The following is a 15,172-nucleotide window of genomic DNA, read 5'->3' as shown; positions in this document are numbered from 1 at the left end:
TAATTAATATGATGGATATAGGCAGTGGTTTAATGGCCGTCAAAAGTCTGCATGTCTCATTATGCGAGCACGCAAACTTGTCGGTTTGAACTTGAAGCGGTTGCGCGTTGAGCGTGGCATTTCACAGGAGCGCTTGGCTTTTGACGCGAGCGTCGACCGATCATATTTGGGTGGCGTCGAACGTGGTGAAGAAAATCCCACGGTCGATGTGCTTGAACGTCTTGCTAGCGTACTGCACGTGCAGTTGGCTGATCTGTTTTCTCACGAAAACGTAAAGCTTGTTGATGGCTTACCTAAAGGACGGAAGCGGGGTGGGGTAAGCTGAGTAGATGGCCATAGCGTGCGCCAATGCGTGCCGCTGACGCGCCACTGGCCCGTAGCCACAAGCGTTGCGGTGGATATGGGCATAACCCCAGCTATCAAATAGCTCCAATCGCGCCGCACTTATCCCTGCGATCACGGTATAATGGCGGTAGCAGTTGCCGAGCTCGATGAGCACGGGGCGCTGGGCCATTAGCATCGAGTGGATGAAATCGAACAATTGCGTCGTGTCGGTGCTGTTAGGCTCTGCATCATAGGGCAACACCGCCAGTGCTATGCCCGCGCGCGGTTCAGCCTCTGCAGCAACCGCATCTGCCAATTCGCGCCATAGCGAAGCTGGCATGCCGTCACGAATGACGTGTTTAAGCTGGCGTCGGCGGTGCAGAAATTTGGTTCCAAAACTGAACAGTGCTTTTGAATCTGTGTAAGTCAGCACTTTATGCGGCCACGCCGTCAGACGCAGCGCATTGATGATGGCGTACAAGCCGCACAACCCGTCGAGCTTGCCCTGGGCTAAGGGCGCCATGGCATCAGCGGCCGCTAGCGAAACGCGCTGCCCCGCCTGTGTGAGAGCGGCGTCCATGGTCAATATTCGGACGCGAGCAAAATGGTGAGCACGCGCGTGGTGACATCGGGATTGGCGGGGTCGGGGGACCCATAACGCATGTCACTGTCGTAATAATCGATCTTCCACAGCATGCGCTGACCAGCATAGCTAAACGCGCCCATGTCACGCTCGAAATAGGGATCATTTTCGCCGGAGAAGTCGTCGAAATTGCGGATGAGCAGGAGGATCTCAATGCCAGCGAGGACGCCCAGCGCATAGATACCCTGGGTCATCAATATGCGCCCGCCGCGCCCCGTCTTGCGAAATGCGTCGTTGAGCTGTGCGATGCGGGCGCACGTCTCCAATGCACGGTCGTTCATACCGTGGTTCCTTTCGTTATAGAATGTGGGTGAAATTAGAGCAGGCTGACCAAGCGGCGCTGGATGGCGCGGTCGCCCTGGATGTAGCGTTCGGTGGTGGTGATGGCGCGGTGGCCGGCGAGTTCCTGAATGTCGCGCAGTGACCCACCCGTTTTGGCCAAAAGCCGCGCTGCTTGTGTGATGAAAGTACGACGCCCCGAATGCGATGAGCATCCATCAAGCCGAAGTGCGGCATAGATTTCGGCAAACAGATTGACGACGCTGCGCGCGGTCAAATGTCCGCCTTGTTCGGAGCGGACGACGGGGCCGGTCAGCGGCTTGGCCATGGTCTGATGCAAGTGCCGCAACGCTGTTTTGAGCTGGGGGTGGAGCGGAATGCGTCTGCCCGATCCCATTTTGGCGATGCTGCTGGCGATATCGATATGATCCGCCAGCTTGCCGGAGGCGGTGAGGATCATGGGCCAGGTGAGTCCGGCGATTTCACATGCCCGCAATCCCGCCTTGAAACTCAGCAATATGATGACGTGGTTGCGCTGTGCATTTCGATGATTGGTGACGTGCTGCAACAGCCGACGGACATCGGCTTCGGACAGCACCTTGGCAGGGCTCCCCATATGAATTCCAAATTTTTCTGATGATCGGCGCAGTATTGCGCTGCATGCTATAATGGCACATGCAGCGCAATTTGTCAAATTAAATCAATGATTATTAATATTTAAGATTGTTCTTTTTAGAACTCTTGTGGAGAGATCTACGTCATATGATGGATGATCTAATGGACGTGAACTTGAGTTTGCTAAATATTTTTCCTTCCAGATATCTTTTATTTTCCGTCCATGATTTCCGCATGAGAATACACTATCTTTAATGGGTATTTGATGGAGGGCGTATAGAATTTTCAGTGACATTTCATCCGTGAAACCTTGCGTTGTTCCTCTTAATTTGAAGGTTTTCGGATCGTTTTTGAGATGAACAATATTTTTAACATAGCGCGGGGGGCGAGTGGTGTAGCTCCCGAGATATGCGGCGGTGTTTGGAGTGATCTCTTTTGCAACAATTGCCCGCACGCCATGAGAGTGGCGATACGCCTTTCGTGCATTCAATTCGTTGATTGCCCTTTTTAGCTCTGAAAGCGACATATCGGTGAAGAGGAGACCGTGTCCGTGCAGGTCCATTCTCCTGAAATCCTCTCCGCTGAATTTTTTGCTAAACGTCTCAACCTGTAGGCTGATGAATGCATCACCGCCGAGCTTTTTGATGGCCCGATATATTTTGCTCCGGACCCCGTTAATGTTTGGGTTCGGGTTATCTTGCTCAGTGACCCCTTCCGGGACGATGAAAGTGAGGAAAAAGACATTTCCAGGAGCAGTGGCTATTGCCTCCTGATATGTTTCCATCATTGCCGCTGATGATGCGAGGAGCGCCTTTCGATTGGACAGACGGGAGCGCAGGCTGATATTGCTATCCCTTAACATCAAATGGAACGGCTTCATTTTCTTGTGAGAAGGGTTGTATTTCTCCCAAGCGGTCTTGGCCTTTTTCTCAAAAAAATCAAAGTCGCTTTTAGCAATATCATTCAACTCTTCGACACTGTAATCACTGCATCGTTTGGAAAATTTTTTTCCATCAAAATCGCTGATTACATCAATGGTGGATATGGTTACCCCATTAGATCCACTGTTTTTCGCTATGCTATTGGCTTTACATAAGCGTTTGCGCTTGGTGGCACGTTCGGAGGGGCTCTGGATTGCCTGCTTCATGGCATTTTTCATATATATATCATCCTGCATTGCGCCCCGGAGCGCATCTGCTCCGAGGCGAATAAAATTATTGTGGGTGAGGTTATTGGCCCGACGTGTGGCTAGTGCTGGCTCGGAGCGAGCGTTGTTCGAACGCCATGACCTCCGTGACAGGGTAGCGGACATTCGATCCGAATTTGGCGAACGGGATTCCGCCTCCAGCCCAGCGCGTTTTTTGTAGCCATTTGATCGACACGTTCAGGCGCTCGGAGACTTCTCGTTCCGTGAGATAGGCTTTCGACGCGAACTCGAGAGGAAATGCTGCGTTGGCAGTTTGTTTATTCATATAAATTTCCATTTTTTTTTGTCAGAAAATACTGACAACGCAGGATTTACAACTCTCTGTTTTCGCCCTTCATGGTGGAAAAAATGATTATATATCAGTTCAGTAATGCTAGTTCCGTCGTATTTAAATATGCCGAAATTGTCGTATTTAAATGTGACAGTAATGCGTATTTAAATGCGACATAATGTCGCCTTTGAAATGCTGTGCTGAGATTGAGGATGATAACGATGTGGGGAGTGGAGCGTTGAAAATGCGCAAGAGTTTTCAGTTAAAAGATTATATGCGGAGCATAGAAAGCATCTGCGATGATTGGCTAAGGCACAGCGGGGCGACAGGTAGGGGACTGTCGCCACAGACCAGTCGCAATGGAGAATTCCTGCGGGCCGTATATGCGTTGGTCCTATCGTACCGTGACTGCGGCAAACTTGAGATCATAAAAAAGGTGGTCGAAAAGGACGGTAATGCTCCAGCTAGGGGGCCAACCTTCGAGGAGAACCCGTTCCATTGGGCGCTGCTGTCAGTCTTTTCAGAACAGGGAGATGGCCCAGATCGTCGCGAGCGCAGCCTTTTTGCCTATCAAATGCTGTATGCGGACCGACACAAGGTTCCGCCTCATTTGCTTATTGGGTTCATTTACCAGTGCGGCAAACAAACGCCGATTTCGCAAAGGCTGAAACAGGGCGAGATTGAGCCAGGTTTTTCGGATGTCGTAGAGAGAGGTTAAGCTGAATAGCTCTTCATGCGCCGTTAGCGCCTATGTCCCCATGACAAAATTGCTATTTTGTCATGGGGACAGCACGGTTCACCGCTCAGCTCGGAGGCGGGGATATAGAGGCCCAATTCGTTCACATTCTGCATGTTAACGGCTTCGGCTTGCGTTCCATCTGAGAGGCGGAAAAGCAGCGGGCTGCCGGGCCTATGGCGCCCTGATCAGGCTTGTCTGAGCGCATACCGACCTTGTTGATCGGAAGGGCGATGTCATTCCGGCCGATCAAGCCGTCGCCTGCAAGTGCGCGTTTTACAAGCAGCGCAGCCGCATCGGGCGCATGTTCGGTCTCAGCGACGTCGTAAAGTACGGTGTTGGTCAAATCTTCTCTGTCATTTCGGTACTGTTCCTCGCCTTGGCGACTAGGCCGCGTGGACAAATTCGGCGGCGTTGGAGGGGCGCCTAATTCAGCACCTAACAGCGAGCGGTGGTGTTCGACTTCCGGCCTGACCGGATGCGCTTTACTTTTGCCATGTTGCGCTTGATATCGAGGACCATAATCCATCGCGACGCGACCCCTGCGCCGAGAATGAAACCGATCATTAGGATGGCGCGATGCAGAGGCGGGATGGCGGGTTCTGAAGGACTTGCTGCCGATCGAGCCTGCGAACCGTGGACGAGGCAGGCCGCCGGAGCAGAATCGCTCGATCGTCAACGGCATACTCTGGCGGCTGCGGTGCGGTACTCCTTGGCGCGACGTTCCGCCCAAATACGGTAGTTGGAACACCATCTATCGCCGGTTCCGGAGGTGGAGCGAAGCCGGGGTCTGGGAAACCGTGGCGGTGACGCTCGCCGAGATTATGGCGGACAGCGGTCACTACAGCATCGACAGCACCACAGTCCGGGCGGCGGGCGGAAAAGGGGGACTCATCGACGCGCTCTTGGCCGCTCGCGGGGCGGGTTCACCAGTAAGCTTCACTGCCTGGCTGATGCCCTCGGACGACCAGTCGCCTTCCACCTGACGCACGGTGAGGCGGCAGACTGCAAGGCGTATGATGTCCTGATCGGCCTACCCGAACGCGCTCCCGATGCCTTGCTTGCGGACAAGGGGTACGATGCCGACGCGATCCGGACCGACCTCGCTAAACGGAAGGACGATGCCGTCATCCCCGGCAGGTCAAACCGCCGTGTGAAGATCGAATACGACAGGGCGCTCTACAAGCAGCGCAACCACATCGAGCGCATGTTCGGCCACCTCAAGATCAACTGTGCGATCGCCATCCGTTACGACCAACTGGCCAACAGCTTCCTCGGCATGGTCCATCTTGCCACTGCCAGATACTGGCTCAAATTTGTCCACGCCGCCTAAGGACCGCGACGAGACGGGCGCCGTCATGGGCTGCGTGAGGGGGCATGGCTAGGAGTGAGCCTCTAGGGCTGAGTCTGCATGGGAAGCATGGCAACGCTGATCAGAACGGTTCTGATAAGTTCCGACTGACGATTGATTCCCATTTTTGAGAAGATCGATCGGATATGGGACCGGGTCGTATTTTGGCTCGTCGTGCTAGCGCGCGCGGTTTCGGCGATGGAATTGCCGTTGGAAAGGAACAGCGCTACCTTTGCTTCGGCGGGGGTTAGTCCGTACAAATGAATCAGGGCGTCGATCACGGAAGTGCGGGGCCGCGCCGGATCGACCAGATGGATAAGTGCGGTCTGCCGGATCGCCAATTGCTTCGCGCCAGAACCGGGCCGGACGATTAGGCTGATGCTTTCTCGTCCTGACGGGCGCTCAACCATCATGGCACGCGCGGACCCCGATGCCGAGAAATTATTCTTCCTTTCAGCATTTTTGCGGATCAGGTCATGAAGTAGCCGGGATTTGGCCGGTTCATCTAGGACCAACCTGTTGTTCGTTAGTATCAGGCCGTCGTGTTGATCCAATATCGCCAAGGCAGGTGGATTCGCCTCCAAGACCACGCCGTCCGGATCGACCAGAATACTGCCCACGGACATCCCGGACACGGTGGCCGACAGGGCTTCCTTTTCCGCCTCCATGTCGAGACGCATGACGAGGATGTTCAGCGCGGCCCTCAAATAGGGAATCAGCGCCTCGCACAACGCGCGTTCGCGTGCCCCGAAGTCTTCGTCGCTTTCCAGTCGCGCGAGCCGGAAATTTCCGGCAACGCCGCGAACTGTACCGATATCCATGCCGAGAATATGGCCAACGCCATATTCCTTTAAATATTCTTGATATAATTCACTTCCATGAAATTCATCGTATGAAAATAAGTCACTTGAAGTAATGACTTTTCCTTCTGGAAGTGATAATAGTAATTCTTTCTTATAATATTTTTCAATATACGGCAATTCACCTTCCAATGGTTGACCATCGGCTAGTATGAAGCTGGGTTTCATGCTTTTATTGGAAAAAACAAGTAGTCCGCAATAAAATGAATTTGTTTTATTTTGGAGAGATTTGAGGAATCTGGCCAACGGCGTGGTGTCGGCAAGGCTCTCGAATAATTCCCGTATTAGTGCGCTGATGTCCGGCGCGGGAGCCTCTGTATTCGCACCGACGGCGGGTTTCATCTGTCGGAGGATACGGGAGACAGAGCTTTGGCTAACTCCGATGTTCCGCGCGATCCGACGCGTATCGCGCCCGGCGGCATGGAGCTCGGCTATTCTCGCCCGCATGGCATCGCTGATCTGGCGGCGCGCGCCGGATCGTTGCGCATCGGCCAGGCCCTCCGATCCGAGAATTGAAAATTGCCGCCGCCACCGGCGGACGGTTGCCGGTGACACGCCGTGCTGTTGGGCAATGTCTATGGCGGACGCATTGGAAAGCGCCGAGGCCAAGATGATCTTCGATCGCTGCGCGAGTGACGGCGGAGAATGCGGCGATTTTGCAATCTCCTCAAGGCGCGCTCGTTCGTCGTCATTAAGCTGGAAATCGCTCGCCATGTGCGTTTGTCCTCCGCGGCAAATTGGGTCTCATCATCGATCATGCGATCAATATTTGTAACTCACAAACAAATAGAAGTTTCTGATCATTACAAATGATATGAAAAGATAGATTTAATAATACGTTCATCAGAAAATTTCGGAAATTTATAAAAATTTGAATAATCATAATTGGGGATGCTGGAGGAGATCACGCTTTATAGGATCAGCGGCATGGTCACTAAGCGTCCGACCCAAGCGTAGACACTGGGCGGAGGAAAAAAATCCTGAGGAGGGGGTGATATGAAGCGGTTTCTGATGACTCTGATGGTGACGGCTGCGTTTCAGGCGCCGGCGCTCGCGCAATCCGCCGACTTGGCCGCGCAAGAGGCGGACGGCGACAGCCGCGGTCTGGCCGATATCGTCGTGACGGCGCAAAAGCGCGCTGAATCGCTACAGGATACGCCGATCTCGATCTCGGCGCTGGATGTCGGAGCTCTGGAAGCGAAGCGTGTCGTTTCGCTCGCGGACCTAAGCTCTGCGGTGCCAAATATGCAGGTTTCCCCGCATCCAAACACGGGTACGACGCTGCGAGTCACTATTCGTGGCATCGGTGAACCGGCGGCGACCCAGACACGTGATAACCCCGTCGCAGTCTATGTGGACGGCGTATATGTCGCCAAGGGGCAAGGGCTAGCCAATGAGTTGGCTGAACTGGAGCGGATCGAAGTGCTGCGTGGTCCGCAGGGCACGCTCTATGGCCGAAACGCGACCGCCGGTGCCATCAATTTCATCTCAAAGGCGCCGCAGCTCGGTGACTTTAGCGCCCAGCAGAGCCTAAGTTTCGGCAGCTTTAGCGAGTTCCGCTCGCGCAGCTCGATAAACATCCCGTTCGGCGAAACGGCTGCCGCCGAACTTACCTATCTACGCGTGAAGAAGGACGGATTTGTCAGGAATCTAGGTCCTGGCGAGGGTCGTTTCGGCGATGTTGACCGCGAGGCTGTTCGGGCCGCGCTGCGGTGGCAGCCGACCGACGCCTTCGAGGCGCGCTACACTTACGACTCGTCATGGATCGACGACACATCGACCTTCAGCCAGTCGGTGCCGCTCTACCCCGCCGAAGGAACGCTGTCTCGCACTGCAAGCTCCGGCCTCTTCGTCCTGCGACCCGGCAACACGCAGGTGCAGGGGCATAATCTGACGTTGATCTATGACATCAATTCCAGCCTGACGATCAAGTCCATCACCGGTTACCGGCGGCTGAACGACAATACAAATCAGGTTTATAACCCCGGTCCGGTTCGAGCGTTTCTGCCATTTTCAAATACCAATTCGACCAATCAGGAGCAGTTCAGTGAAGAGTTGCAGTTGATCGGCGACTTATTCGATGACAGCGTCAAATATGTCGGCGGCCTCTATTATTTCAGAGAATCCGGTTTCGGTGACGACAATTCCCTGATGCCAAGCGGTTACAATCCCCGGCACTCGACATGGGAGAACACGGCCTATGCGGTCTTCGGCCAGGCGACTTGGACGCCTCGTTTCATGGACGAACGGCTGCACATCACGGTCGGCGCCCGCTGGTCACGCGATGAACGGGAGGCAACCGTCCTGTCGACACGCACGCCGCCGGGCGGTGCGACCGTGCTCGTGCTGGAAGGCAGCGGTAAAAAGGGATTCAACGACTTCAGTCCCACGGGTACGATCCAGTTCGACGTCAATCAGGACGCCAATGTTTACGCGAAAATCACGCGGGGCTACCGTACCGGTGGGTTCAACCCGACCGCTAGCACACCCGCGACATTTGCAGCAGGATTCAAGCCTGAATCGCTGATGTCTTACGAAGCTGGCTTCAAATCAGAATTTTTCGATCGCCGCATTCGGTTCAACGTCGCAGCCTATCATAGCAAGTATAAGGATATCCAAACCAACGTCTTCGATCCATTCAACCCGCGTATCTTCGATATCATCAATGCTGGTAGTGCTGTAACGCAGGGCTTCGAAGCTGATCTGATGGCGCTTCTGTTCGACGGGATGACCATAAGCGGCAGCTACGGATACACGAACCCGAAATATAAGAAGGTCGTCGATCTGGGTGGTAACGACATAACGTCAAATTTCAATTTCCAGCATGCTCCCAAGAACAGCTTCACGCTAGGTGCCGATTACAAGTCTCCAGAAACGTCTGTCGGCATTGTTGAGGCGAACGTCAACTATGCGTGGCAGGATAAATATTTCGGCGTCGCCAGCGATCCCAAGATCATCACACATGCCTATGGTCTGCTCGGCGCCCGTCTGGGTCTGACCAATGTGCTGGGCGTCGAAGGTCTGCGGGTGGCGGTGTGGGGGCGTAACCTTACCAACGTGAACTATTACCGTAACCATTTCGCGCTCGGCGATGTCGCGGCGGCAATGTTCGGCGAGCCCCGCAGCATGGGCGTCGATATCAGCATGAAATTCTGAAGGGAATACTCAGATGGATTGCGGCTTGAAGGGCAAGGCGGTCATAGCGACCGGTGGCAGTGATGAGATTGGCTGCGGCATCATCGTCAAATTCGCATGTGAGGGTAGCAACGTCATTTCCGCCTCGCGAGACGTGGCGACGGACGAACTGATCGCTGCGAGGGTGAACGAGCAAGGCTTCACGGGCGCTGTTCTTCCGGTCGGTATCAATCCTACCGACACGGCAGCGCCGCCACCAAGTTCTGCTCACCCGGTGCGAGGCGACCGAAAGCGGCAAGCAGACCCGCGCAGAAATCGAATCCTATGCGCGTTGTGACTCCCCCCGATGAGACCGCGACGGGATGTTGCTCCTTGCCTCCGCCGACACAAACTACGTCAATTTCGTGGCACTTCCGCTGATGGCGGTCTGTGATCGCGCGTCGGGTATCAGCGCTAAGATAGAGGAGTGAGATCATGCGCGCTGCCTTCTTTCAGGAAATGGGGAAACCGCTTTTGGTGGGGTCGATGGCCGATCCCACGCCCGAAGCGGATGAGGTTATCATTGGGGTAGGGCGCGCTGGCATCTGCGGCTCCGACCTCCATATCACTCAGTACGGCGCGGTAGCGACGGGCACCGTGCTGGGGCATGAATTCGCGGGCGAGATCGTCGCTCTCGGTCGCGAGGTCAAAGGCGACTGGCGGGTTGGTGACCGGGTGACGGCGCTGCCGATCCACGCCTGCTGTCATTGCGATGCTTGCGACATGGACTTGCCCGCGCTCTGTTCGCAAGTGCAGTTCACTGGCACGCAGGCGAACAGACCTGGCGCCTATGCGGAGTTCGTCGTTGCTCGCGCGTCGATGCTCCAGCGGTTGCCGAGCGGAGTTTCGATCGACGAAGGGGGCATGATCGAGCCGCTCGCGGTCGCGTATCACGCGGTCGAAATGGGAGCGATCAAGAAGGGCGAAGGGGTCCTAGTAATCGGCGCTGGGCCGATCGGCGCGGCGGTCACGCTGTTCGCCCGGCTGGCGGGGGCGGCGCATGTCGTCGTCAGCGAACCCGCCGTGACCCGCCGGACGCTGGCGACGGAACTGGGCGCGACGGCGACGATCGATCCAAAGGCGGAAGATGTCGCCACCCGTTTCCGCGCGTTGACCGGCAGCTCCCCGCATGTTGTGTTCGAATGCGTCGGCATTCCTGGCCTCATCCAGCAGGCCATACAGCTGGCGGGCGTCCGTGGCCGGGTGGTGGTGGCCGGCGTGTGTTTCGGTGAGGACAGCATTACCCCGCTGGTCGGTTTCAGCAAGGAAGTCAGCATCCAGTTCGCCCAATGCTATACCGAAAGGGATTTCGAGCAGGTGATCGATCTGATCGCGCGCGGAGAGGCGAAGGTTACGCCGATGCACACGCAGACGGTCGGTTTTGCGCAGCTGCCCGAGACATTCGAGGCGCTGCGCACGGCCACCGGCCAGTGCAAGGTGCTGATCGACCCGACAAGAGCATAACCGCCCCCCCAATAAAAGCTGAAGGGGCAAAGCGATAATATGGAGAGGCGAATGCGGCACAGTTTGGGTTCACGGCAATGGTTCGTGCCGACGGCGTTGATTGGCCTGGTTTGCGTCGGGGTTCCCGTTCAGGGCAGCGCGGCCCCGGGCGGCGAAGTCATTCTGCCCAGGCCGTTGCAACCCTTCGCGGGCAAGATCGGTCCGACCGCCGCTGAGTCCGTTCCCGCCGCTGCCGAGACGGTGAAGGCCCCGGCGGGCGCGCCCAACGTGCTGCTGGTGCTGACCGACGACGTCGGCTTTGGCGCGGCGTCGACCTTCGGCGGGCCGATCCCGACACCCAATCTGGACAGGCTGGCGTCGGGCGGGCTCAAATATAATCGCTTCCACACCACCGCCATGTGTTCGCCCACGCGCGCGGCACTGCTGACCGGGCGGAATTCCCATGTGGTCGGCACGGGCGCGATCACCGATTTCGCCATGGGCTTCCCCGGCTATAACGGCGTGATCCCCAAAAGCGCGGCGACGGTGGCCGAAACGCTGCGCCTGAACGGCTACAACACGGCGATGTTCGGCAAGCATCATAATATCCAGCCAGGCGCGACCTCGCGCGCCGGGCCGTTCGACCAGTGGCCGACCGGGCTGGGCTTTGAATATTTCTACGGCTTCGTCGGCGGGCAGACCAACCAGTTCTCGCCGACCCTCTATCGTGGCACCACGCCGGTCCACGGCGCGAAGGACGAGCTGCTGGACAAGATGCTGGTCGACGATGCGCTAGACTGGATTCACAACCAGCAGGCAGCCGATGCGGACAAACCCTTCTTCATCTACCTTGCCCCCGGCTCGGCGCACGCTCCGCATCAGGCCCCCGCCGACTGGATCGCCAGGTTCAAGGGGATGTTCGACCAGGGCTGGGACCAGGTCAGGACCGAAACCCTGGCGCGGGAAAAACGGATGGGCGTCATTCCGGGCAACACAGGCCTGACGCCGCGCCCCGCCTATATTCCCGCCTGGGCGAGCCTGACGCCCGCGCGGCGACAGATCAGCGCGAGGATGATGGAAGTTTATGCGGGGATGCTCGCCTATCAGGACGCGCAGTTCGGCCGCCTCATCGATGAGTTGGAACGCATGGGCGAGTTCGGCAACACCCTCGTCATCTTCATCGAGGGCGACAATGGCGGCTCGGCTGAAGCGGGCGTCGACGGCGACGTGAACATGATCGGCACCTTCTTCAACGGCGCGAAGGAAAGCGAGCCGGAGCTGCTGGCGCGGCTGGACGAGTTGGGCGGGCCGCGCTCCAATGAAAATTATCCGGCGGGCTGGGCCTGGGCGATGGGGACGCCCTTCCAATGGACCAAGACCTATGCCTCGCATCTGGGCGGTGCCCGCAATGGTCTGGTCATCTCCTGGCCGGACCATATCAAGGAACGGGGGCTGCGCACGCAATTCCACCATGTCGTCGACATCGCGCCGACTATATTGGAGGCGGCGGGCTTGCCCCAGCCCGATGTCGTGAACGGCGCGCGGCAACGGCGGATGGACGGCGTGGCGATGGGCTACAGCTTTGCCGACGCCAGGGCGGCGGGGCAGCGGCACACGCAATATTTCGAGCTGATCGGCAATCGCGGCATCTATCATGACGGCTGGTGGGCCGGCACCACGCCGCAGAATATCGGCTATAACCGCAAGGGCACGCCGATCCCGGACTGGCCGTGGGAACTTTATAATCTGGACAAGGATTTCTCGCAGAGCCGCGATCTCGCCCGTGTCTATCCGCAGAAACTGGCCGAGATGAAGGCGCTGTTCGCGACGGAAGCCGAACGCAACAACGTCTTCCCGGTCGACGATCAGGTCAACAAGCGCGCGGCGGCTGTGATGGGCGCGGCTAAACCCAAGAGCCGCTATGTCTATTGGGGCAAGAATATAAGCATTCCCAGCGATTACGCGCCGCGTCTGTCGGGCAGCTTCACCCTGACCGCCGACATCCGGACTGCAAGCGGCGCGCAGGACGGTGTGCTGGCGGCGCTGGGCGGCCATTTCGGCGGCTGGAGCTTTTATCTGAAGGACGGGCGGCCGACCGTCACCATGGCCGGATCGACCCAGGCCGACCGCGTCTTCCGCGTCGCTGGGCGTGACCGCATTCCCGCGGGCACGGCGATCGTCCGCTATGATTTCGCGGCGGACAAGGGGCCGGGGAGCGGCGGGCAGATGCGCATCAGCGTCAACGACCGAGAAGTCGCATCGGGCCGGATCGAACGGGCGCTGGTGATGCCAGCCGAAGTGACGGACACTTTTGACGTCGGTCTGGACTCCGGGACGCTGGTGACGGGCGAATATGAAGGTCACGCCGCATTCAAGGGCGAAATCCACAGACTCGAAGTCGTCCCTAGGGGCTGATGGCAGCCTCCATTGAGTGGTCCTTAGCGCACGACTGTTCCCGGCGCGGGCGATAAGGGGTGCCATCGCGCTCAAGCGAAAACGGGGCGTCTGGAGGATGTAGCCTGCGCTTTTGGACGCTGGAAAAATACGCCTGCTCAAATGGTAACGAACAACTGAAGGCGTCGGTGCATGAGGCCGCCGTCGTACATCGCGAATAAATAGTCAGATTCCCTGGAGTGAAGACGTGCAAGACAATGCTTCGGTCAAGAATGTCGATATTGTTATCATCGGTGCAGGCTTTTCGGGGATGTATGCTGTCCATCGTCTGCGGAAGGATTATGATGTCCTGTGTTTCGAAGCCGGCGATGGTGTAGGAGGCACATGGTACTGGAACCGTTACCCCGGCGCACGGGTAGATATTCAAAGCGTCGAATATTCGTACAGTTTTGACGAGGCCTTGCAGCAGGAGTGGCGCTGGCCGGAATATTTTTCCGCTCAGCCCGATCTCGAGCGGTACGCCAACCATGTCGCGGATCGTTTTGGGTTGCGCGAGCATATCCGGCTTTCCACGATGGTGAAGAAGATGCGGTTCGACGTGGCGACGAACCGCTGGCATGTTCATTCTGACAACGGGGACGAGGTTATTTGTCGGTACGTGATCGCGGCGACCGGCAGCTTGACCGTCCCCAATACCCCCAACTGGTCGGGACGCGAGGCGTTCACCGGTGACATCTATCACACGACGCAATGGCCGCGAGAAGGACTGGATCTGTCGGGCAAGCGCGTCGGCCTGATCGGTACGGGTTCGACGGGCATTCAGGCCGCGCCCCTCATAGCGGAACAGGCCGAGCATCTATTTGTTTTCCAGCGCACGCCCGTCTTCAGCATGCCATCGGGTAACCGACCGCTGGATACGGAATATGAAAGGGAATGGAAGAGCGACTATGCCGAGCGGCGAAAGCAGATGCTGGGTTATTATGGCGCTTCCCTGGTAGAATATTCCGATGTTTCTGCGCACGACTGCACGCCGGAGCAGCAGGAGGCGATGATGGAGCAGGCATGGAATTCGAAGAAGGCGATGCAACTGCTCGTGGTGTTCAAGGATGTAATGACTGATGTGGCGGCGAACGAAGTCGTGTCCGAATTCGTTCGCAAGAAGATTCGAGAGACAGTGAAGTCTCCGCACACAGCTGAGTTACTTTGCCCTACGACCTATCCCATCGGTGGCAAGCGGCTCTGTGTCGATAATGGCTATTATGAGATGTACAACCGGGACAACGTCACGCTTGTGGACGTGAAATCGGATCCGATCATCGCATATACGTCATTGGGTCTGCGCACGGCCAAAGCGGAGTATGATCTCGATGTAATCGTTACCGCCACCGGCTTTGACGCAATTACCGGGGCCATGTTGCGGATCGATATTGAAGGCGTTGAAGGGTTAACGCTGGCGGAAAAATGGTCCGACGGGCCTACTACCTATCTTGGTGCCATGATTGCCGGTTTCCCCAATCTTTTCATGATCCATGGCCCGACCACTCCGGCAGCCCAGGCCCAGATGATCACGACGGGTGAATGGCAGGTCAACTGGGCTGCCTGCGTGATCGACGATATGGGGAGGGAGGGTTATGCGAGGATCGAGGCGACTCTTGAGGCCGAAAATCGATGGCATGACCATGTCGATAAGATATCCGAGGGCACTGTGCATAGACTCGCCGAATCTTGGTATAATGGCAAAAATATCGAAGGAAAGAAGGGCGGGTTCATGATCTATGTTGGTGGGTTCCCACAATATTCAGCCGCGTGTACGGATGCGATCGAGAATAATTATGAAGGCTTCGTGCGTTCGAGGTGATCAGGCCCGGGCTGGAG

At 56.8% G+C, this 15,172-nt stretch carries 15 protein-coding genes and 1 pseudogene; 9 read left to right on the top strand and 7 right to left on the bottom strand.

Annotated elements, in window-relative coordinates; genetic code table 11:
- The first annotated feature begins 61 nt into the window (after positions 1-61).
- Positions 62-325 (top strand): helix-turn-helix transcriptional regulator, encoded by a 264-nt coding sequence (locus QYC26_RS03635; RefSeq protein WP_317514035.1) that lies wholly within the window; start codon positions 62-64, stop codon positions 323-325.
- On the opposite strand, the gene QYC26_RS03630 is transcribed toward QYC26_RS03635, so the two are convergent.
- The 5 genes from QYC26_RS03630 to QYC26_RS16775 form a co-directional block, all read right to left on the bottom strand.
- Positions 290-904 (bottom strand): hypothetical protein, encoded by a 615-nt coding sequence (locus tag QYC26_RS03630; RefSeq protein WP_317514034.1) that lies wholly within the window; start codon positions 902-904, stop codon positions 290-292. The genes QYC26_RS03635 and QYC26_RS03630 overlap by 36 nt on opposite strands.
- A gap of 2 nt (positions 905-906) precedes the next feature.
- Positions 907-1,248, bottom strand: coding sequence for a DUF3768 domain-containing protein (locus QYC26_RS03625; RefSeq protein ID WP_317514033.1), 342 nt, complete (start codon positions 1,246-1,248; stop codon positions 907-909).
- A gap of 35 nt (positions 1,249-1,283) precedes the next feature.
- On the bottom strand, positions 1,284-1,844 hold the full coding sequence (locus QYC26_RS03620; RefSeq protein WP_317514032.1) for a site-specific integrase: 561 nt from the start codon (positions 1,842-1,844) through the stop codon (positions 1,284-1,286).
- 102 nt (positions 1,845-1,946) lie between these two features.
- Complete coding sequence (locus QYC26_RS03615; protein ID WP_317514031.1) at positions 1,947-3,020, bottom strand: hypothetical protein; 1,074 nt, start codon at positions 3,018-3,020, stop codon at positions 1,947-1,949.
- Between the two features lie 70 nt (positions 3,021-3,090).
- Complete coding sequence (locus tag QYC26_RS16775) at positions 3,091-3,333, bottom strand: helix-turn-helix domain-containing protein (protein WP_411197624.1); 243 nt, start codon at positions 3,331-3,333, stop codon at positions 3,091-3,093.
- Between the two features lie 184 nt (positions 3,334-3,517).
- Here QYC26_RS16775 and QYC26_RS03610 point away from each other — a divergent pair, with 184 nt between their 5' ends.
- A complete protein-coding gene (locus tag QYC26_RS03610; protein WP_317514030.1) occupies positions 3,518-4,057 on the top strand; it encodes a hypothetical protein in 540 nt (179 codons plus the stop codon).
- A gap of 121 nt (positions 4,058-4,178) precedes the next feature.
- Here the strand turns inward: QYC26_RS03610 and QYC26_RS03605 are convergent, their stop codons facing one another.
- Complete coding sequence (locus QYC26_RS03605; RefSeq protein WP_317514029.1) at positions 4,179-4,604, bottom strand: hypothetical protein; 426 nt, start codon at positions 4,602-4,604, stop codon at positions 4,179-4,181.
- An 82-nt stretch (positions 4,605-4,686) separates the two neighbouring features.
- On the opposite strand from QYC26_RS03605, the pseudogene QYC26_RS03600 reads away from it, so the two are divergent.
- Both QYC26_RS03600 and QYC26_RS03595 read left to right on the top strand, forming a co-directional pair.
- Positions 4,687-4,818, top strand: a pseudogene (locus QYC26_RS03600) (transposase); the annotation flags it as partial.
- 29 nt (positions 4,819-4,847) lie between these two features.
- Positions 4,848-5,408 (top strand): IS5 family transposase, encoded by a 561-nt coding sequence (locus QYC26_RS03595; RefSeq protein WP_317514028.1) that lies wholly within the window; start codon positions 4,848-4,850, stop codon positions 5,406-5,408.
- 62 nt (positions 5,409-5,470) lie between these two features.
- On the opposite strand, the gene QYC26_RS03590 is transcribed toward QYC26_RS03595, so the two are convergent.
- Positions 5,471-7,000: a helix-turn-helix domain-containing protein gene (locus QYC26_RS03590; protein ID WP_317514027.1), complete on the bottom strand. Its 1,530-nt coding sequence runs from the start codon at positions 6,998-7,000 to the stop codon at positions 5,471-5,473.
- 282 nt (positions 7,001-7,282) lie between these two features.
- Here QYC26_RS03590 and QYC26_RS03585 point away from each other — a divergent pair, with 282 nt between their 5' ends.
- From QYC26_RS03585 to QYC26_RS03565, 5 genes are all read left to right on the top strand, one after another.
- Positions 7,283-9,442, top strand: a complete 2,160-nt coding sequence (locus QYC26_RS03585) for a TonB-dependent receptor (RefSeq protein WP_317514026.1) — start codon at positions 7,283-7,285, stop codon at positions 9,440-9,442.
- A gap of 25 nt (positions 9,443-9,467) precedes the next feature.
- Complete coding sequence (locus tag QYC26_RS03580; RefSeq protein ID WP_317514025.1) at positions 9,468-9,758, top strand: hypothetical protein; 291 nt, start codon at positions 9,468-9,470, stop codon at positions 9,756-9,758.
- A gap of 137 nt (positions 9,759-9,895) precedes the next feature.
- Positions 9,896-10,924: a zinc-binding dehydrogenase gene (locus QYC26_RS03575; RefSeq protein ID WP_317514024.1), complete on the top strand. Its 1,029-nt coding sequence runs from the start codon at positions 9,896-9,898 to the stop codon at positions 10,922-10,924.
- A gap of 51 nt (positions 10,925-10,975) precedes the next feature.
- Positions 10,976-13,318 (top strand): arylsulfatase, encoded by a 2,343-nt coding sequence (locus QYC26_RS03570; protein ID WP_317514023.1) that lies wholly within the window; start codon positions 10,976-10,978, stop codon positions 13,316-13,318.
- A 226-nt stretch (positions 13,319-13,544) separates the two neighbouring features.
- Positions 13,545-15,155 carry an NAD(P)/FAD-dependent oxidoreductase gene (locus QYC26_RS03565; RefSeq protein WP_317514022.1) on the top strand — a complete coding sequence of 537 codons (1,611 nt, stop codon included), beginning with the start codon at positions 13,545-13,547 and terminating at the stop codon, positions 15,153-15,155.
- The last annotated feature ends 17 nt before the right edge of the window (positions 15,156-15,172 follow it).

This window comes from Sphingomonas sp. C3-2 (genome assembly GCF_033025475.1).
GTDB lineage: Bacteria > Pseudomonadota > Alphaproteobacteria > Sphingomonadales > Sphingomonadaceae > Sphingobium_A.
This window is presented reverse-complemented; position numbering and strand designations above follow the sequence as displayed.

Coding starts and splice junctions, on each gene's coding strand:
- QYC26_RS03635 (WP_317514035.1), top strand. CDS start 62: ATGCGAGCACGCAAACTTGTCGGTTTGAACTTGAAGCGGTTGCGCGTT.
- QYC26_RS03630 (WP_317514034.1), bottom strand. CDS start 904: ATGGACGCCGCTCTCACACAGGCGGGGCAGCGCGTTTCGCTAGCGGCC.
- QYC26_RS03625 (WP_317514033.1), bottom strand. CDS start 1,248: ATGAACGACCGTGCATTGGAGACGTGCGCCCGCATCGCACAGCTCAAC.
- QYC26_RS03615 (WP_317514031.1), bottom strand. CDS start 3,020: ATGAAAAATGCCATGAAGCAGGCAATCCAGAGCCCCTCCGAACGTGCC.
- QYC26_RS16775 (WP_411197624.1), bottom strand. CDS start 3,333: ATGAATAAACAAACTGCCAACGCAGCATTTCCTCTCGAGTTCGCGTCG.
- QYC26_RS03610 (WP_317514030.1), top strand. CDS start 3,518: ATGTCGCCTTTGAAATGCTGTGCTGAGATTGAGGATGATAACGATGTG.
- QYC26_RS03605 (WP_317514029.1), bottom strand. CDS start 4,604: ATGGATTATGGTCCTCGATATCAAGCGCAACATGGCAAAAGTAAAGCG.
- QYC26_RS03590 (WP_317514027.1), bottom strand. CDS start 7,000: ATGGCGAGCGATTTCCAGCTTAATGACGACGAACGAGCGCGCCTTGAG.
- QYC26_RS03585 (WP_317514026.1), top strand. CDS start 7,283: ATGAAGCGGTTTCTGATGACTCTGATGGTGACGGCTGCGTTTCAGGCG.
- QYC26_RS03575 (WP_317514024.1), top strand. CDS start 9,896: ATGCGCGCTGCCTTCTTTCAGGAAATGGGGAAACCGCTTTTGGTGGGG.
- QYC26_RS03570 (WP_317514023.1), top strand. CDS start 10,976: ATGCGGCACAGTTTGGGTTCACGGCAATGGTTCGTGCCGACGGCGTTG.